The sequence below is a fragment of the Salinispora oceanensis genome (genome assembly GCF_000383575.1).
In the GTDB taxonomy this organism is placed as follows: domain Bacteria; phylum Actinomycetota; class Actinomycetes; order Mycobacteriales; family Micromonosporaceae; genus Micromonospora; species Micromonospora oceanensis.
The window spans coordinates 1,114,095-1,131,342 of sequence record NZ_KB911579.1; the positions used below are offsets into that span (position 1 = coordinate 1,114,095).

At 68.7% G+C, this 17,248-nt stretch carries 15 protein-coding genes; 5 read left to right on the forward strand and 10 right to left on the reverse strand.

All coding sequences use genetic code 11. From position 1 onward, the window contains the following. Window positions 1–2: 2 nt before the first annotated feature. Together sucC and SALPAC4_RS0104960 are read right to left on the reverse strand one after the other, a co-directional pair. Entirely contained in the window at window positions 3–1,181 is a 1,179-nt protein-coding gene (gene sucC, locus SALPAC4_RS0104955) for an ADP-forming succinate--CoA ligase subunit beta (RefSeq protein ID WP_018817095.1), read from the reverse strand. 412 nt (window positions 1,182–1,593) lie between these two features. Further along, on the reverse strand, window positions 1,594–1,998 hold the full coding sequence (locus SALPAC4_RS0104960; protein WP_018729203.1) for a cobalamin B12-binding domain-containing protein: 405 nt from the start codon (window positions 1,996–1,998) through the stop codon (window positions 1,594–1,596). Window positions 1,999–2,417: 419 nt separating this feature from the next. On the opposite strand from SALPAC4_RS0104960, the gene SALPAC4_RS0104965 reads away from it, so the two are divergent. Together SALPAC4_RS0104965 and SALPAC4_RS0104970 are read left to right on the forward strand one after the other, a co-directional pair. Next, window positions 2,418–3,131 (forward strand): M23 family metallopeptidase, encoded by a 714-nt coding sequence (locus SALPAC4_RS0104965; RefSeq protein WP_033663807.1) that lies wholly within the window; start codon window positions 2,418–2,420, stop codon window positions 3,129–3,131. A 272-nt stretch (window positions 3,132–3,403) separates the two neighbouring features. Continuing rightward, window positions 3,404–4,240, forward strand: a complete 837-nt coding sequence (locus SALPAC4_RS0104970; RefSeq protein ID WP_027644395.1) for a M23 family metallopeptidase — start codon at window positions 3,404–3,406, stop codon at window positions 4,238–4,240. A 45-nt stretch (window positions 4,241–4,285) separates the two neighbouring features. On the opposite strand, the gene pcrA is transcribed toward SALPAC4_RS0104970, so the two are convergent. Then, window positions 4,286–6,673 (reverse strand): DNA helicase PcrA, encoded by a 2,388-nt coding sequence (pcrA, locus tag SALPAC4_RS0104975; RefSeq protein WP_027644394.1) that lies wholly within the window; start codon window positions 6,671–6,673, stop codon window positions 4,286–4,288. 328 nt (window positions 6,674–7,001) lie between these two features. On the opposite strand from pcrA, the gene SALPAC4_RS0104980 reads away from it, so the two are divergent. Next, entirely contained in the window at window positions 7,002–7,340 is a 339-nt protein-coding gene (locus SALPAC4_RS0104980; protein ID WP_033664561.1) for a chorismate mutase, read from the forward strand. Between the two features lie 74 nt (window positions 7,341–7,414). Here SALPAC4_RS0104980 and SALPAC4_RS0104985 read toward each other — a convergent pair whose 3' ends face one another. The 7 genes from SALPAC4_RS0104985 to SALPAC4_RS0105020 all read right to left on the reverse strand — a co-directional run bounded on the left by SALPAC4_RS0104985 (window position 7,415) and on the right by SALPAC4_RS0105020 (window position 15,404). After that, on the reverse strand, window positions 7,415–8,425 hold the full coding sequence (locus SALPAC4_RS0104985) for an ABC transporter ATP-binding protein (RefSeq protein ID WP_018744211.1): 1,011 nt from the start codon (window positions 8,423–8,425) through the stop codon (window positions 7,415–7,417). Next, complete coding sequence (locus SALPAC4_RS0104990; protein WP_019869407.1) at window positions 8,418–9,455, reverse strand: ABC transporter ATP-binding protein; 1,038 nt, start codon at window positions 9,453–9,455, stop codon at window positions 8,418–8,420. The genes SALPAC4_RS0104985 and SALPAC4_RS0104990 overlap by 8 nt, the downstream gene beginning before the upstream one ends. A gap of 5 nt (window positions 9,456–9,460) precedes the next feature. After that, window positions 9,461–10,402 (reverse strand): ABC transporter permease, encoded by a 942-nt coding sequence (locus tag SALPAC4_RS0104995; protein WP_027644393.1) that lies wholly within the window; start codon window positions 10,400–10,402, stop codon window positions 9,461–9,463. Between the two features lie 84 nt (window positions 10,403–10,486). Beyond that, entirely contained in the window at window positions 10,487–11,497 is a 1,011-nt protein-coding gene (locus SALPAC4_RS0105005) for an ABC transporter permease (protein ID WP_019869409.1), read from the reverse strand. A 107-nt stretch (window positions 11,498–11,604) separates the two neighbouring features. Further along, window positions 11,605–13,224 carry a peptide ABC transporter substrate-binding protein gene (locus tag SALPAC4_RS0105010; RefSeq protein ID WP_019869410.1) on the reverse strand — a complete coding sequence of 540 codons (1,620 nt, stop codon included), beginning with the start codon at window positions 13,222–13,224 and terminating at the stop codon, window positions 11,605–11,607. Window positions 13,225–13,466: 242 nt separating this feature from the next. After that, on the reverse strand, window positions 13,467–14,153 hold the full coding sequence (locus SALPAC4_RS0105015; protein ID WP_018735861.1) for a response regulator: 687 nt from the start codon (window positions 14,151–14,153) through the stop codon (window positions 13,467–13,469). Continuing rightward, complete coding sequence (locus SALPAC4_RS0105020) at window positions 14,154–15,404, reverse strand: sensor histidine kinase (RefSeq protein WP_019869411.1); 1,251 nt, start codon at window positions 15,402–15,404, stop codon at window positions 14,154–14,156. Window positions 15,405–15,601: 197 nt separating this feature from the next. On the opposite strand from SALPAC4_RS0105020, the gene SALPAC4_RS0105025 reads away from it, so the two are divergent. Further along, window positions 15,602–16,933 carry a PspC domain-containing protein gene (locus tag SALPAC4_RS0105025; RefSeq protein WP_027644392.1) on the forward strand — a complete coding sequence of 444 codons (1,332 nt, stop codon included), beginning with the start codon at window positions 15,602–15,604 and terminating at the stop codon, window positions 16,931–16,933. Beyond that, entirely contained in the window at window positions 16,930–17,199 is a 270-nt protein-coding gene (locus SALPAC4_RS0105030) for a hypothetical protein (RefSeq protein WP_019869413.1), read from the forward strand. Before SALPAC4_RS0105025 ends, SALPAC4_RS0105030 begins: the two co-directional genes overlap by 4 nt. The last annotated feature ends 49 nt before the right edge of the window (window positions 17,200–17,248 follow it).

The window sequence follows — 17,248 nt, forward strand, 5'->3', positions numbered from 1 at the left end:
TGTCAGACCCCCGCAGCGGCCAGCTCGGCGGCCCGCTCGGCCGCACCATCCATCGTGTCGACCCGCTGGATCAGCGGGTTGTTCGCGCCGTCGAGAATCGCTCGACCGGCCTCCGCGTTGTTGCCGTCGAGGCGGACGACCAGCGGCCTGGTGACCTTCTCACCCCGCTGCTCGAGCAGGGCCAGCGCCTGCACGATGCCGTTGGCGACCGCGTCGCAGGCGGTGATGCCGCCGAAGACATTGACGAAGACGCTCTTCACCGCAGGGTCGGAGAGCACGATCTCGAGGCCGTTGGCCATCACCGCGGCGCTCGCACCGCCCCCGATGTCGAGGAAGTTGGCCGGCTTCACGCCGCCGTGCCGCTCACCGGCGTACGCGACCACGTCGAGGGTCGACATGACCAGTCCGGCGCCGTTGCCGATGATGCCAACCTCACCGTCGAGCTTGACGTAGTTGAGGTCCTTCTCTTTGGCGGCCTGCTCGAGGGGATCCACCGCGGCCTGGTCAACCAGCGCCTCGTGGTCCGGGTGCCGGAACGCCGCGTTCTCGTCCAGGCTGACCTTGGCATCGAGGAGGAGCAGCCCACCCTCGGCGGTCTTGGCGAGCGGGTTCACCTCGACCAGCGTCGCGTCCTCGGCGACGAACGCCTGCCACAGGTCCACCGCGATCTCGACGGCCTGGTCGGTAACCTCGGCCGGGAAACCGGCCTGAGTGACGATCCGCCGGGCCGTCGCCGCGTCCACGCCGACGTTCGCGTCGATCGGCGCCTTGACGACCTTCTCCGGCGTCTCGGCGGCTACCTGCTCGATGTCCATCCCACCAGCGACACTGGCGATGCAGAGGAAGGTGCGGTTCGCCCGGTCCAACAGGTAGGAGAAGTAGTACTCCTCCGCCACGTCCGCGGTCACGGTGATCATGACCTTGTGGACAGTGTGCCCCTTGATGTCCATGCCGAGGATGTCGGTGGCCCGGGCCACCGTCTCCTCCGCGCCCTCGGTCAGCTTCACCCCGCCGGCCTTGCCCCGGCCGCCGACCTTCACCTGCGCCTTGACAACCACCCGACCGCCGAGGCGTTCGGCGATCGCGCGGGCCTCCTCCGGGGTCGTGGCGACGCCGCCGGCGAGCACGGGCAACCCGTGCCGCTCGAACAGGTCCCGCCCCTGGTACTCGTACAGGTCCACGATTGCGCGTCCCGTCCCGTCTCCGCGGCGCGCCGTCGCGCCGCCACCAGCGTATGGAAAACAGTTTGACGCCTGTCATCAGTTGTAACAGGCCATTGAAGGCAGCCTAGCGAGGTCGACACCACCAACGACCAAGCGGGTACGTGGTGTGCGGTTCTACACAGCTGACTGGCCAGCACCCGCCGTTTGGCCGAGCGTCAACCTTCCGGACGATGTTTTCCCCGACACGTAACCCCGGGGGTCAGGCTTCGTTGAGTCAGATGTCGAAGCGCTGGTCAGCGCGGCGACAAGACGGCCGATGCCCTGTCGGTCGAGGGGTGGCGGCGGGGCATCGTGCATAGAGAGGCCGGGCGTGTGAGGGGTGCGTCCGGCCTCTCCCCCTGTCCGGCCCAGGAACTTCTCGGGCCGACCGTCAGGCGACGGCCTGCGCCACGTTCTCCCGAACCCAGTCCACGATCGACCCCGTGGTGGCGCCCGGAGTGAAAATCTTGGCCACACCAATCTGCCGCAGTTCCGGGATATCAGTGTCCGGAATGATGCCCCCGCCAAAGACGACGATGTCTCGCGCGTCTCGCTCGGCAAGGAGCTCCAACACCCGCCGGAAAAGGGTCATGTGTGCCCCGGACAGAACGGAAAGTCCGACCGCGTCGGCGTCCTCCTGGATCGCGGTCTCCACGATCTGTTCCGGGGTCTGATGCAGCCCGGTGTAGATGACCTCCATCCCGGCGTCCCGGAGGGCACGCGCGACGACCTTTGCGCCGCGGTCATGGCCGTCCAGGCCCGGTTTGGCGACGACGACCCGAACACGAGAGCTCATCTGCGCATCCCTTTCACCGGCTCCGCGGCTTGACCTTAACGAACGGTAACCCGCCCGGTCCGAGCCGAGGAATCCGGGCCGTCGCACGCGCCGCGGCCTCGACACCCACCCACCCACGGGAGAGCGGGACAACACCCGGGGCCGGTCAAGTCGGACGACTCCGCCATTCGGTCACCCTACGCGACGAACGGGATGAGATTGGGGACACCTTCACCGGCTCAACCCCTGGGCAATAGTGGATAGAATCGGACAAACATCACACCAATCTAGCGATGCGGCTTGTGACGGACGTGGCGGTTGGCTACCGTGTCCAACGGTTGTCATCAGGTCCATGGACGGGTGACGACGCGACCGGCGGAGTTCACCCAGCTCCACGAACCCGCCCGATCGCCTCGATACCCCGACAACGGAGGGTGTGCGTGCGCCAGCGCCTGTCGTCTGAGCCCGATAGATATCGCGGCCGCCGCCGCGTACCCACCCCACCGCGGAGCCGCTACGCCGCGGTGGTTACCACCGCCCTCGTCGGCGCCAGCGGAGTCGCACTCTTCGCCGGCAGCGCCCTTCCCGACGCCAAGAGCGTCAGCCCGACGGTCCTGGACGAGCTGAAGACGGCCTCCGCGCTCAGCGAGGACGCCGCGGAGCGCGCCAATGCCGCCGACCGCTCGTCGCGGGATGGCGAGCGGTTCAGCTTGGAGGCGGAGACCGGAGTCTGGTGCCTCCCACTCAAGGACTACGAGTTCAACTCCCCCTACGGCGTTCAGGGCGAAGAGCTCCACACCGGGGTGGACCTGGCCGCCCCGGAGGGCACCCCCTACGTCTCCATCCATGACGGCACCGTCACCAAGGCCGGTTGGTTTGGTGGATACGGATACACAGTGATCGTCGCGAACGCCGACGGCAGCGAGGCCATCTACGGCCACTCCTCCACCCTCAGCGTGCAGGAGGGCCAACAGGTCAAGGCCGGCGACCAGCTCGGTCTGGTCGGTAACACCGGCCTCTCCTACGGCTCCCACCTGCACCTGGAGGTCCATGTCAAGGGCGAACCGCTCGACCCGGTGCCCTGGCTGATGGAGCGCGGAGTGGACATCCAACTTCAAATGGAGCCTTTCCACAGCGAGGTAACCACCCCCTGACACAGGGTCACGCCCTACTGCCGCCCGGATCAAAGGATCCGGGCGGTTTTTTCACACCTCCAGCCCGCAAAGGTGTTTGAGGTCACCTCCAGCAGTGTGACCGAGCCCACGTGCGAGCCGAACCGCTGCCGCTGCCATTCGCGACAGGGACTGACAAAGTTCCAACGAACGCGTCGGACCGCGCCCACCCGAGAGCCCCTCGTCTCCAGCCGGCTCCAGGCGGACCTCAGGATGTCGGGGTCACGTGCCCCTACGAGCAGTGAAGGTCCGTTGTGCAGAACGACAGCCCCCGCTCGCGCAGGAACACCGCGCCGGCCCGCCATCGGCGACCGACCAGCACCCGGGGCCGGGTGTTGCGGACCGCGGCTGCCGCGGTAGCCGGACTCGCCCTCACCGGAGTCGCGGTAACAGCGATCACCGGAGATGACCAGAACGCCACCCCGCACGGTGCCGTCGACATCGACCTGCGAGCCCAAGCCGAGGCCCGGGCCCAGGCCGAGGCCGCCGCCCGCGCGGAAGCGGCCGCCCAAGCCGAGGCCGCGGCCCGCGCCGAGGCGGCCGCCCGCGCCGATCGCTCCGCCCGGGCGCCGGCGAGCAGCAGTCCGACCCCCAGCGCTTCGGCGAGCCCCACCGCGCAGCCCTCGGCCAGCGGGACACCGAAGATGACAGCCAACCGGACAACCACGACGACGACCACCGCGGCAACGCCGACCTGGGTCATCCCCATGGCCGACGCCGCCATCACCTCCTGCTACGGCCCTCGGTCGGGAATCCTGCACGCCGGCATCGACTTCGCGCTGCCCGCCGGCACCCCGGTCCGCGCCGCCTTCGGCGGCACCGTGACCAAGGCCGGCGACGTCGGCGACGGATACGGCATCTCGGTCGTCATCGATCACGGCAACGGCTATCTGACCCACTACGCCCACCTGAGCACCGCTAAGGTGACCGTCGGCGACCAGGTCAACACCGGTGACACCATCGGCCTGGAGGGCTCCACCGGCGACTCCACCGGCCCGCACCTGCACTTCGAGGTACACCAGGGCCAGCTGTGGAACCAGATCGACCCCGCGCCGTTCCTCCGCGAACGCGGCATCGACGTGGCCTGCTGACCGAGTGCCTCGCGGGGCGGCGGCCGAGTGGGGCCCGCCGCCGGCTCAGAGACGATCGATCGGTGCGTGCCGGAGCACCAGCCAGAGCGTCTGGTCGCCGAAATCGATCTGGGCCCGGGCGCCCGGGCCGTGCCCTTCCACCGCGAGCACGCGACCCAGCCCGTACCGCTGGTGGTTGACCCGGTCCCCGACCGCGACCCGCGGGGGTGCCGACGGCAACTCGCTGGCCGTGGCGAGGCGGCTACCGTCAACGCCGAGCCGACGCGCGAGCTGCGTGGCCTTCGGCGTACCCCCGGTGAAGCCGCCCTGCCCCCGGTCCGCGCGGCCGCCCACGCCCCCGCCACCGCCGGCCCACGAGGTGTACGAGCCCTCGGTGCGCTCCCAGCGCACCAACTCCACGGGCAGCTCCGCGAGGAACCGGGACGGCGCGTTGTAGGCCGGCTGGCCCCACGCCGATCGAGTGACCGCCCGGGACAGGTAGAGACGCTGCCGGGCCCGGGTGATCCCCACGTACGCCAGGCGCCGCTCCTCCTCCAACTCGTGGTTGTCGCCAAAGGTACGGGCGTGCGGGAAGACCCCGTCCTCCATCCCGGTAAGGAACACCACCGGAAACTCCAGTCCTTTGGCGGTGTGCAGCGTCATCAGGGTGACCACCCCCTGGTGCTCCGGGTCGTCGGCGGGCAACTGGTCCGCGTCGGCCACCAGCGCGACCTGCTCCAGGAAGCCGGCGACGGTGGCCCGCTCGCCCTCCTCGCCCAGGCCCTCCACCCGCTCCGTGTACTCCCGGGCCACGCTGACCAGCTCCTGGAGGTTGTCGACCCGGCCGGCATCCTGCGGGTCCAGGCTCTCCTCCAGCTCGGTCAGGTACCCCGACCGGTTCAGCAACGCCTCCAGTACCTCCTCGGGCGCGCTGGTCTCCGCGACCTCCCGGGCACCGTCGAGCAGCGCGATGAACTCCGCGATACCGTTCGCCGCCCGGGTGGAGATGCCCGGCGCGTCCTTGGCCCGGCGCAGGGCCGCGCCGAAGGAGATCCGGTCCCGGCTGGCGAGCGCCTCAACACACGCCTCGGCTCGGTCCCCGATACCCCGGCGGGGGGTGTTCAGCACCCGACGAAGGCTGACCGTGTCGTCCTCGTTGACCAACGCCCGCAGGTAGGCCAGGGCGTCCCGGACCTCCTTCCGCTCGTAGAAGCGGACCCCGCCGACGACCTTGTAGGGGAGGCCGACGCGGATGAACACCTCCTCGAAGACCCGGGACTGGGCGTTGGTGCGGTAGAAGACCGCCACCTCCCCCGGGCGGGTGTCGCCGTCGTCCACGAGCCGGTCGATCTCCCGGGCCACCCAGTCGGCCTCGGTGTGCTCGGTGTCGGCGACGTAGCCGACAATCGGGTCGCCGTTCCCGGCCTCGCTCCAGAGCCGCTTGGGCTTACGGGAGGTGTTTCGGTCGATCACGGCGTTGGCCGCGTTCAGGATGGTCTGGGTGGAGCGGTAGTTCTGTTCCAGCAGGATCGTCCGGGCGTCGGTGAAGTCCCGCTCGAACTCCAGAATGTTGCGGATCGTCGCGCCCCGAAACGCGTAGATCGACTGGTCGGCGTCACCCACCACGCAGAGCTCCGCCGGGTCGAGCCCGTCGGTGCCCGACACCAGCTCCTTGATCAACACGTACTGGGCGTGGTTGGTGTCCTGATACTCGTCAACCAGCACGTGCCGGAACCGACGCCGGTAGGTCTCCGCGACGTGCGGATGCGACTGGAGCAGGTGCACCGTCGTCATGATCAGATCGTCGAAGTCCAGCGCGTGCGCCTCCCGGAGCCGCCGCTGATAGAGCGCGTATGCCTCGGCGAGCGCCCGCTCGTTCGGCCCCTTGGCCCGGGCCGCGAACTCCTCGGGGTCGACCAGCTCGTTCTTCAGATTGGAGACCTGGGCGGCCAGCCCGCGCGCCGGGTAGCGCTTCGGATCGAGATCCAGCTCCCGGGCGACCAACTGCATCAGCCGACGGGAGTCGTCGGCATCATAGATCGAGAAGGTCGACTTCAAACCGGCGTGCTCGTGCTCGGCCCGCAGGATACGGACACACGCGGAGTGGAAGGTCGAGACCCACATCAACCGAGCCCGCGACCCGACCAGCTGGGCCACCCGCTCCTTCATCTCGCCCGCGGCCTTGTTGGTGAAAGTGATCGCGATGATCTCACCCGGGTGCACCTGTCGCTCCGCGAGCAGGTAGGCGATCCGATGGGTGAGCACCCGGGTCTTGCCGGAGCCGGCCCCGGCCACGATGAGCAGCGGTGACCCGGCGTGGGTGACCGCATCCCGTTGCGGGCCGTTCAGCCCGTCCAGCAGCGCCTGTGGGTCGAGGCGCGCCGGAGTGGGCCGTCGCGGCGGAGCAGGGTCGGGCGCGGACGAGGGCACGGGAATGTCAAAGAGAGGATGCATCGCACGGCGAGTCTATGCCGTCGCCCCGACGAATCCCTCCGGCCACAGCCCGGGTGTGTGCGACGGTGCGCTCGCCCACCGCCCCCGGTCCTCCCCTCCGGTGACACCCGCCTCTCTGGAGAGCTTTTCTTGCGGCCCACGGCGGAACAGGGCATACTCGGGCCCGTGTTCGATCAGCGCGACTACTTTTACTACGGCCCGGAGAGTCCGGTAGCCGTAGGTCACAGCTGATCAACAAAGACCTACGAAAAGGCCCCGGGCTCGCGAGCCCGGGGCCTTTTCGTCTCGGGATCCGGGCACCAGCGCCCGACACCCGAAGGGGACGACGATGATGACAGGCGTGGCGGAGCAGAGCGGCAGCACGGACGGAACGAATGGCGCGGAGGGCACCGCCGGTCGCGATGCCGGCACGAAGGAGCCACTGGCCGCAGCGCAGATCGCGAATATCCGGCAACGGATCGACGAGATCGACGGCACCCTGATCGAACTCTGGCAGGAGCGGGCACGACTCTCCCAGCAGGTTGGCGTGACCCGCATGGCCTCCGGCGGCACCCGCCTGGTGCTCTCTCGGGAGCAGGAGATCCTGGAACGCTTCCGGGCCGCGCTGGGGGCGGACGGCACCCAGGTCGCCCTCCTGCTGCTCCGCGCCGGCCGCGGCCCGCTCTGATCCGACGGCCCGGTGGTGAGACAGGATCGGGGCGTCGGCCAGGTCTGGCCGACGCCCCGATCGCTGTGGCGCTGTTACCGCTGCGCGTGCACCACGTCCCGAACCTCGGCGAAGTGGCAGGCGCTCGGGTGGTCCGAACTCTGCCGGACGGCCAGCTCCGGCTCCCGCTGAGCGCAGATCTCCTGCGCCTTCCAGCAGCGGGTCCGGAAACGGCAGCCGGAGGGCGGGTTGGCCGGCGACGGAACATCGCCGGTCAGCACGATCTGGTCCCGCATACCCCGCAGCTTCGGATCCGGCACCGGCACCGCCGAGAGCAGCGCCTGCGTGTACGGGTGGGTGGGGTTCTCGTAGATCTGGTCCTCGGTGCCGATCTCAACGACCCGACCGAGGTACATCACCGCGACCCGGTCGGCGATGTGCCGCACCACGGACAGGTCATGCGCGATGAAGATGTACGACAGCCCCAACTCTTTCTGGAGCTTCTCCAGCAGGTTGATCACCTGCGCCTGGATCGACACGTCCAGGGCGGAGACCGGCTCATCGCACAAGATGATCTCCGGGTTGAGCGCCAGCGCGCGGGCGATACCGATGCGCTGGCGCTGGCCGCCGGAGAACTGGTGCGGATACCGGTTGATGTGATCGGGGTTCAGACCGACCAGATCCAGCAGCTCCTGCACCCGGGCCCGCCGCTTCGGCTTCTCCAGCACCTCGGAGTGCACCTCGAACGGCTCGCCGATGATGTCGCCGACGGTCATCCGCGGGTTGAGTGAGGTGTACGGGTCCTGCATCACCAGCTGGATGTTGCGCCGGCCGCGACGCCGCTCGGCGCCGCCGACCTTCGCCATGTTCCGGCCCTGCACGAACAGGTCACCGGAGGTGGGGGTCTCCAGCCCCACCAACATCCGGGCCAGGGTCGACTTGCCGCAGCCGGACTCGCCGACGATGCCCAGGGTCTCACCCCGGCGCAGCTGCAGGTTGATCCCGTCAACCGCGCGGACCGCACCGATCTGCCGCTTGAAGAGGATCCCCTGGGTGAGCGGGAAGTGCTTCACCAGGTCACGGGCCTCCAGCACGATGTCAGACATCGGCCTGGACCTCCTTCCAGAAGTGGCAGGCGGAGCTTCGGGCCGGGGCCACCCGATGCAGCGGTGGCACCGGGTCCTGACGGCAGGCATCCTTCGCGTACCGGCACCGGGGGTTGAACGCGCAGCCCTTCGGGATGTCGGTCAGCAGCGGCGGCAAACCCTTGATGGCGGAGAGTTCCTGCCCCTTGAGGTCCAGGCGGGGAATCGACTCCAGCAGGCCCTTGGTGTACGGGTGGGACGGGCTCTCGTAGATGTCCCGGACCGGAGCCTCCTCAATGACCCGGCCGGCGTACATCACCGAGATCTGGTCCGCCACGTCGGCGACCACACCCATGTCGTGCGTGATCAGCAGCAGGCCCATGTTCCGTTCCTGCTGCAACTCGGCGAGGAGGGACATGATCTGGGCCTGCACGGTGACGTCCAGGGCGGTGGTCGGCTCGTCGGCGATCAACACCTCCGGGTCCAGCGCCAACGCCATAGCGATCATGACGCGCTGGCGCATACCACCGGAGAACTGGTGCGGGTACTCGTTCACCCGCTGCTTCGCCGCCGGAATCTTGACCAGGTCAAGCAGCTCGACAGCGCGCGCCTTGCTGTCCGCCCGGGACATGCCCCGGTGCTTGCGGAACAGCTCACCGAGCTGGAAGCCGACCGTGAAGACCGGGTTCAGCGCGGAGAGGGCGTCCTGGAAGATCATCGCGACCCGGTTGGCGCGGACCTTACGCCGCTGCTCCTCCCGAAGCTTGAGCAGGTCGACGCCGCGGTAGCGGATCTCCCCACCGGTGACGAACCCGGGTGGGCTGTCCAGGATCCCCATAATCGCCTGGGCGGTGACGCTCTTACCGCAGCCGGACTCACCGAGAATCGCTCGGGTCTCGCCGGCCCGCAGGCTGAAGCTGACGCCGTTGACCGCGCGGGCGATGCCGTTGCGGGTACGGAACTCGACGTGCAGATCCTTGACCTCGAGCGGCAACGCATTTGAGTCAAGGCCGGGCAGGGCGTCCAGCTTGACGTTCACATCAGTGCTCATGGCGCTCACCGGAACTTCGGGTCGAGGGCGTCACGCAGGGCGTCACCCATAAGAATGAAGGACAGCACCGTGCCAATCAACAGCCCGCAGGGGAAGAGCAGCAGCCACGGGTCCTCCAGGAAGTAGACGTCGTGGGCCGAGATCATGATGCCCCAGGACTGCGCCGGTGGCTGGAGCCCGATACCGAGGAAGGTCAGCGTGGCCTCCGCGGCCACGAACGAACCCAGCACGATCGTGGCGTACACCAACATCGGCGCGATCGCGTTCGGCAGGATGTGCCGGAACATCAACCGACCATTGCCCGCCCCGACCGCCCTCGCGGCCTGCACGTAGTCCAGGTCCTTTGAGGAGATGACGCTACCGCGGATGATCCGGGCGATCGTCGGCCAGCTCAGCAGGAACAGCACCAGGGCGATGGTCACGACGTTCTGCTGCTTGATCAGGGTCAGGAAGACGATCGCACCGAGCAGGAACGGCAGCGAGAAGAAGATGTCCATCAACCGGGAAATGATCCCGTCGACCCAGCCGCCGTAGTAGCCGGCGAGGAGTCCCATCAGGCCGCCGAAGAGCACGATGCCCCCGGTTGCCATGATCGCGATCACCATCGATGGCCGAGCGCCGTAGATGGCGTGCGAGTAGTAGTCGCAGCCCTGAATGTTGAAGCCGAACGGATGTTCCCAGCTCGGCGCGAGCCGGGACTGGTCGGTGTCACACGCCCGGGGATCCTGACTGGTCCAGAGCTTCGGGAAGGCCGCCATCGTGCCGACCACGAAGATGTACAGGATGGCGATCATGAAAACCGGGTCGCGGACCAGCTGCCGGCGGGCATCCGCCCACAGGCTGGCGTTGCGCTCCTTGCCGCTCCTGCTCTTCTCTCCCGGGGCCCGGCCGTCGCCGGAGCCCGGGGCACCGCCGACAGCGGTGCCGGCACTCGTCGCATCACTCATGTCCACACCTCGTTTCGCTTCGCCCTGCCGCGGATCGCCGGGATCGCCGGGATCGCCGGCCACCGGTTACTGACCACGGTGCCGTCACTCATAGCGGATCCTCGGGTCGAGCACGGCGTACAGGAGGTCGACCAACAGGTTGACGAGCAGAATGACCAGCACCAGCATGGTCACCACGCCGATGATCACCGGTGATTCCCCGGTACGGGCGGCGGCCGTCACCAGCCGGCCGATACCGGGCACGTTGAAGATGGTCTCGGTGACCACCGCGCCGGCCATCGCCGAACCGATGTCGACGCCGAGGTACGTGATCACGGGAATCAGCGAGTTACGCAGCGTGTGCACGCCGATGACCCGCTTGTTCGCCAGGCCCTTTGCCCGCGCGGTCCGGACGAAGTCGGCGCGGATGTTCTCCATGATGCTGGTCCGGGTCAGGCGCGCGGTGGTGGCGAGCGCGACCGAGCCGAGCACCATGCCGGGGATCAGCAGGCTGGCGAAGGGGTAGTCCGGCTTGAACCCGGGGCTGAAGAACCCGTACGCGATGACGTCGGGGATCCACTCCTGATCACGCAGGACGTTGCCGAACTTGACCCCGACGAACTCTCGCACCACCACACCGAGCACGAAGATCGGCACAGAGATCACGAAGACGGTGCTGATCTTCACCAGGTTGTCGGCGAAGCTGCCGCCCCGCAGACCCGCCCACACGCCGGCCGCGATACCGACGGCGGCCTCGAAGATGATCGCGATCAACAAGAGCTTGAGGGTGAACGGAACGGCGTTGGCCACCAGCTCGGTGACCTCCTGCCGCCGCATGTTGATGCCGAAGTCAAAGTGCAGGAAGACTCCACTCACCCGGTCGAGGAAGAGCCCGAAGCAGGGGTTGCCCTTCTGCTCGAGGCAGGGGTCACCGTAGCCGAGTCGCTCGGTGACCGCCTGGAGCAGGGCCGGCGGTGGGGTCCGGTCGCCGAAGAGCGCCCGGACCGGGTTACCGCTGAACTGGATCGCCAGCGAGGTCATGTAGTGGAGCAGGAACATGGTGCCCAGCACGGTCGGGATGAACTGGAGCAACCGTCGAATGACGTAGCGCCCCATGTCGGGGTCTCCTCTCGGCGCTGATATGGCGACAACGATCACCCTGGTGGGGTGACCGTTGCCGCCACATCCTTCTTACGGCTGGATCAGATGGCTGAAGCGCGGTTCTACTTCAGCGAGGTCGCACCGTAGTCGGCGCCAGCGACCTGGTTCCAGACGAAGGTGTCGACGTTCTCGCTGTAGATCGCCGCCTCCTTCCGCCAGAACATCGGGATGACCGGCAGTTCCTCAGCCAGGACATCCTCAGCCTGCTGGTAGAGGGCGAGCGCCTCGTCGATGGTCGCGGCGGAGTCACCCTGCTTCATCAGCTTGTCGAACTCGGGGTTGCTGAAGGTGGTGTGGTTGCTGTGGGCACCAGTGCCGTAGATCGGAGACAGGTAGGTCTCCAGGTACGGGTAGTCCGGGCCCCAGCCGAGCCGGAACGGGCCGGTGAGCTGCTCGTTGTCGGCCGTCTCCAGGTACTCGGGGAACTGCAGGTTGACCTTCAGCTCGTAGTCGATCCCCAGCACGCCCTTGATCTGGTCGCCAACCGCCTGCAGCCAGGCCTCGTGGCCAGCACCCGCGTTGGCCCACAGGACCAGCTTGTCGCCCTTCCAGCCGCCGGCCTCGGCGAGCAGCGCCTTGGCCTTCTCGACGTCCTTCTGGCAGTAGGTGCAGACACCCTCGCGCGCGCCCTGGTAGCTCGGCGCGACGAAACCGGTAGCCGGGGCGTACCGGCCGTCAAAGACCGCGTCCACGATCGACTGGCGGTCGATCGCCAACGAGAGCGCCTGCCGGACGCGCTTGTCCTTGAAGTTCTCGTTGTACAGCGGCAGGCCGACGTAGTTGAAGCTGTCACCAGCCTGCTCGTACAGCCGATCGCCGTAGCTGGCCTTGGCGTCCTTGAATCGCGCCGGCGGGATCGTGTACATCACGTCCAGCTCGCCGGCCTGGAAGGCGGCGTAGCCGCTGTCCACGTCGGCGAAGAGCCGGTAGTTGATTCCGTCGGGCTTGCCCGGCTCACCGTTCCAGCTGTCGCTGCGGACCAGGTTGATCTCGACGTTGCGTTCCCAGGTACCGTCGATCTTGTAAGGGCCGTTGCCGATCGGCGTCTCGTTGCAGGTGTCCGCGTCGTCGATGCAGGCCTGCGCCATCGGGAAGAAGCCGACGTAGCCGACCGTGGTCGGGAAGCCGGTGAACGGCTCGCTGAGCTCGACGGTGAAGGTCAGGTCGTCGACCTTCTTCAGGCCGGACATCGTCTCGGCCGTCGGCGCCGGGGCCTTCTCCGGCCCCTCACCGTCCGGGTCCTCGGACGTGACGTCGCCGAAACCGGCGATGCGCTTCATGAAGTAGCCGTTGTTCTGGGCGTTCGGCCCGTAAGCGGCGTAGTTCCACGAGCGGATGAAGGAGTCGGCGTCGACCGGCTCACCGTTGTCGAAGGTGTAGCCGTCCTTCAGCTTGACCGTCCAGAGCTTCTGGTCCTCCGACTCAATCGAGTCGGCCAGGTCGTTCTCGACTTCACCAGTCTCGGCGTTGTACTTGACCAGGCCACGGTAGAGCTGACGGATCACGTAGATCGACGGCTCGTCGTTGCCATTCGACGGCAGTAGGAACGCCGGCTCCGACGCGTAAACGCGAAGCGTGCCACCGGCATCACTGCCGCCATCGCCCGAGCCGCTGCCACAGGCGGTGGCCAACATAGCGGTGGCGGTCGCCGCGACCGCCACCTTCAGGAATTTCCCGCGCATTGGGAGTGCCTCCTCAGGGCGCTCAGCTCACGAGGGGGTGTGAGGTGCCTGCCACTGTGACACCGGACGCGCGCTAGCGGGAAGGCGTGTTATCAACCCGATATCTGGCCGGGACGGTGTGTACATCCACCCGGAGGTGGGTTCATCGACTCCAGGCAAGCGTGGTAAGAGCTGCGGAAACAACATCGACAACGACAAACACCGGCACCTGCTCGCCCACACCGGCAACACTGGCGGGCGGCTCAGATGAGCCGACGATCCGCCGCCCAACGGGACAACTCGTAGCGGCTGGACATCTGGAGCTTGCGAAGCACGTTCGACACATGCGTCTCGACCGTCTTGATCGAGATGTAGAGCTCCTTGGCGATCTCCTTGTACGCGTACCCGCGAGCGAGCAGACGCAGCACCTCCCGCTCCCGGTTGGTCAGCTGGTCCAGCTCCGGGTCGGAGACCGGCGCGTCCGGGCGCGCGGCGAAGGCGTCCAACACGAAACCGGCCAGCCGAGGGCTGAAGACGGCATCGCCCTCGGCGACCCGGCGGACCGCCGCCGCCAGCTCGTCCGGTGAGATCGTCTTGGTGACGTAGCCACGGGCGCCAGCGCGGATCAGCCCGATCACGTCCTCGGCCGCGTCCGAGACGCTGAGCGCAAGGAACCGCACGTGCGGGTGCGTGCGCCGGATGGCCTCGAGCACCGCCCGGCCGCCCCCCTCCGGCATGTGCACGTCAAGCAACACCACGTCGGGTTCGGTGGCGGCGATCCGACTGACCGCCTCCCCCACCGTGCTCGCCTCGCCCACCACGTCGACATGCGCACCCAGCTCGACGCGGACTCCGGCCCGAAACATCGCGTGATCGTCAACGAGGAAGACGCGCAACCGCCGTGCGGCGGCCCCGCCTTCCGCCGCTGCGCCTGGTGCCTGCTCCGCCATTCACCTACTCCTCTCCGCCGTGGACCCGTCGCGGGAGATCGGCAGGATCAACCGGATCTCGGTCCCCTCCCCGGGCTCGGAGCGGAGCTCCGACCGGCCACCGTGTCGCTTCATCCGCCCGATGATCGAGCCCCGAACGCCGTGCCGGTGGTCCTCCACCGTAGTCGGGTCGAAGCCCCTCCCCCGATCCCGGACGAAGACGCTGACCTGCTCGGGTTCGACCTCGGCGTAGAGCGAGACGGTCTGCACCCCAGCGTGCCGGGCCGCGTTTACCAGCGCCTCGCGGGCGGCGGCCACCAACGCGCCGACCCGCTCGTCGGTCTCCCGGTCACCGACGACCACCGTCTCCACCGTGATCCCATACGTGTCTTCCACCTCGGCCGCCGCCTGCTCCAGCGCCGCCGCGAAGCGCTCCGTCGGCGAAGCCGTCGGCCGGTAGAGCCAGTTACGCAGCGAGCGTTCCTGGCCCCGGGCCAGCCGCGTCACCATCTTCCCGTCGCTGGCGTTTCGCTGGATCAACGCGAGGGTGTGCAGCACCTGGTCATGCACCATGGCGGCCAGTTCCGCCCGCTCCTGCTCCCGGATCCGTCCCTCCCGCTCCGACCGGAGCTGGTTCCAGGTGCGCCAGAGCACCGGCGCGGCCACCACCCCGACACCTGCCAGACCGACCAGGGCAAAGATCACGCCGTTGAGCACCGCGTCGAAGTTCTGCGCCGGCGAGTACACCGCCGCCACCCCGATCGCCCCCACCGCGACCAGGATTCCGCCGCCGATGAATCGGAGCACGAACGCCCGCCGGTCGCTCTCCTCCACCACCGCGCTCAGCCAGGGCACCGGCAGCGTCCCGCCCCACTGTCGTCGCCGCTGCGGTGCGGACTGGTGCCAGATCAACCCGGCCCCGACCGCGATGATCGTGACCAGCCAGCCGGCGGTACCGGCCACACCGGTAGCACCCGCCGAATCAAAGAGGATCATCTGGAGGATCAGCACCACCAGGCCGATCGCCACGAACGGCAGCAGCTGAGCCACGTCGCGACGGGGCGGGGCGGCGGTGTCCCCCGGCCGCACCGGCACCACCGCCCAGAAGGCCGCGTACAGCAACAGCCCGAGGCCGTTGAAGCCGAGCAACACCAGGAACGCGACCCGGACCCAGAGCACCGGAATGCGAAGGTGCCCGGCGATCCCCGCCGCCACCCCAGCAGCGATCCGGTGCTCGCGGGCGCGATAGAGGCGCGGCGACGAGTTGATCACGGCACTGATCGGGGGCTCCCTAGCTAGTCGCGGCGGGTTTCGCCGGCGAGCGGCACGCGCCGCCGGTTCCGATCGTCACACGCCAGGTCACCGCTCGACCACGGGGGCGTCCCGGAGATCCTGCTCTCCGGATCTCAGGGTGAGGTCAGGGTCTCCGCCGGAGGCCGGCCAGGCGACGAGGGAGCAGGATCGAGGCCATGACCGAGGAAGCCGCCCAGCACCAGCCAACCGGGGCGACGTCACCATCCGCAGCGCCGACGGGGGAGCCGCCGCCCGGGGGCCCGCCCGGAGGCCCACCCCCTCCGCCGTCCGGGGGCCCGCCCCCTCCGCCGCCCGGAGGCAGCGGCTTCACCTCGCGGTACGGGCTGGTCCGACCGCACGACGGCCGCTACCTGGCCGGCGTCTGCGCGGCGATCGGCCGGGCGACGAACACCGATCCGGTGCTCTGGCGGGTGCTGCTTGCGGTGCTCGGCTTCTTCGGCGGCATCGGCATCCTGGTGTACGTCTCCGCCTGGCTGGTCATCCCGGGCGAGGGGGACACCGCCTCACCGGTCGAGTCGATGCTGGGCCGGGGACGCTCCAGCATGTCCCCGGTCACCGTGATCGTGCTCGGCATCCTGGTGGCGGTCAGCTTCGCCTTCATCGTCACCGACACGTTCCGGGCCGTGCTGCTCGGCGCGGCGATCCTGATCAGCGGCGCGCTGCTGCTCAACCGGGAACGTCCGGGCCGGTCCAGACCGCCCGTTGCACCACCGCAGCCCTGGCCGACCTGGGCCCCACCGCAGGCACCGACAGCGCCCGAGGCTCCACCCGGCGGCTTCCGCCCCCCGTTCGCCCCGCATGGGCCGTACGCCTCGCCGCCCCCACCGCCGGCGCCACCGCCGGCCCCCCGGCCGGAGCGAAAGCGACCGCGGGAACGGTCCGCGCTCGGCGGGGTGACCTTCTCGCTGGTCTTCCTCATCCTCGGGCTGCTGGCCGTACTGGACCTGACCGGCGTACCCGCCCTCGGCGCGTCCGCGTACTTCGCGGCGGTCCTGGCCACCATCGGCCTCGGCCTACTCGTCGGCGCCTGGTTCGGCCGGGCCCGCTGGCTCATCGCGCTCGGCCTGATCACGGCCGCCGCACTGGGGGTGGCCACCGTAGCCGAGTCCGACCGGTTCCACGCAGTGAACCAAGCGGTGACCTGGGCTCCTGCCAACCACGCCGAGCTCGCGAGCCGGTACGAGAACAGCGTCGGAAGCTCCCTGCTCGACCTGCGCTCGGTGGACTTCACCGGGAAGCACAGCGAGATCACGGTGGCGGTCACAGCCGGGGAGGCCACCGTGGTACTGCCCCCGAACGTTGATACCACCGTCACCGCGACCGTCAGCGTCGGCGACGCGGTCATCTTCGACCAACGCGTCGACAAGCGCGGCGCCTCCACCGGTGTGCTACGCGAGAGCACCGATCTGGGGGCGGACGGCCCCGGCGGCGGGACGCTGCGCCTCTTCGTTCAGATTGATGTCGGCAAGCTGGAGGTGACCCGATGAAGGCCCACCGCACCGACTTGGTGTCTCTGATCTTCGGACTGCTCTTCCTTCTCTTCGCCGCCTGGTGGCTGGTCGCCCGGTTACTCGAGTTCACGCTCCCCCCGGTGGGCTGGTTCCTGGCCGGAGCGCTGCTACTCATCGGCGTGCTGGGCTTGGTCGGGGCGCTTCGCGCGGCCCGTTCCGGCAGCCCGGCCGCTCCGGCGACGATGGCCCCGCCAACCGGGGCGATGCCGGAACCCGGTCCGGCGGAGGGGGACCGGCGCTGAGCGCGACGCGGGGTCGGCACGACTCGGGGCATATGCTGGCCGGTGGCGC

Excerpts from the sequence above, each read along its gene's own strand:
- SALPAC4_RS0104960 (WP_018729203.1), bottom strand. The coding sequence starts at position 1,998 with ATGAGCTCTCGTGTTCGGGTCGTCGTCGCCAAACCGGGCCTGGACGGC.
- pcrA (WP_027644394.1), bottom strand. The coding sequence starts at position 6,673 with ATGCATCCTCTCTTTGACATTCCCGTGCCCTCGTCCGCGCCCGACCCT.
- SALPAC4_RS0104980 (WP_033664561.1), top strand. The coding sequence starts at position 7,002 with ATGATGACAGGCGTGGCGGAGCAGAGCGGCAGCACGGACGGAACGAAT.
- SALPAC4_RS0104985 (WP_018744211.1), bottom strand. The coding sequence starts at position 8,425 with ATGTCTGACATCGTGCTGGAGGCCCGTGACCTGGTGAAGCACTTCCCG.
- SALPAC4_RS0104990 (WP_019869407.1), bottom strand. The coding sequence starts at position 9,455 with ATGAGCACTGATGTGAACGTCAAGCTGGACGCCCTGCCCGGCCTTGAC.
- SALPAC4_RS0104995 (WP_027644393.1), bottom strand. The coding sequence starts at position 10,402 with ATGAGTGATGCGACGAGTGCCGGCACCGCTGTCGGCGGTGCCCCGGGC.
- SALPAC4_RS0105005 (WP_019869409.1), bottom strand. The coding sequence starts at position 11,497 with ATGGGGCGCTACGTCATTCGACGGTTGCTCCAGTTCATCCCGACCGTG.
- SALPAC4_RS0105010 (WP_019869410.1), bottom strand. The coding sequence starts at position 13,224 with ATGCGCGGGAAATTCCTGAAGGTGGCGGTCGCGGCGACCGCCACCGCT.
- SALPAC4_RS0105015 (WP_018735861.1), bottom strand. The coding sequence starts at position 14,153 with ATGGCGGAGCAGGCACCAGGCGCAGCGGCGGAAGGCGGGGCCGCCGCA.
- SALPAC4_RS0105025 (WP_027644392.1), top strand. The coding sequence starts at position 15,602 with ATGACCGAGGAAGCCGCCCAGCACCAGCCAACCGGGGCGACGTCACCA.
- SALPAC4_RS0105030 (WP_019869413.1), top strand. The coding sequence starts at position 16,930 with ATGAAGGCCCACCGCACCGACTTGGTGTCTCTGATCTTCGGACTGCTC.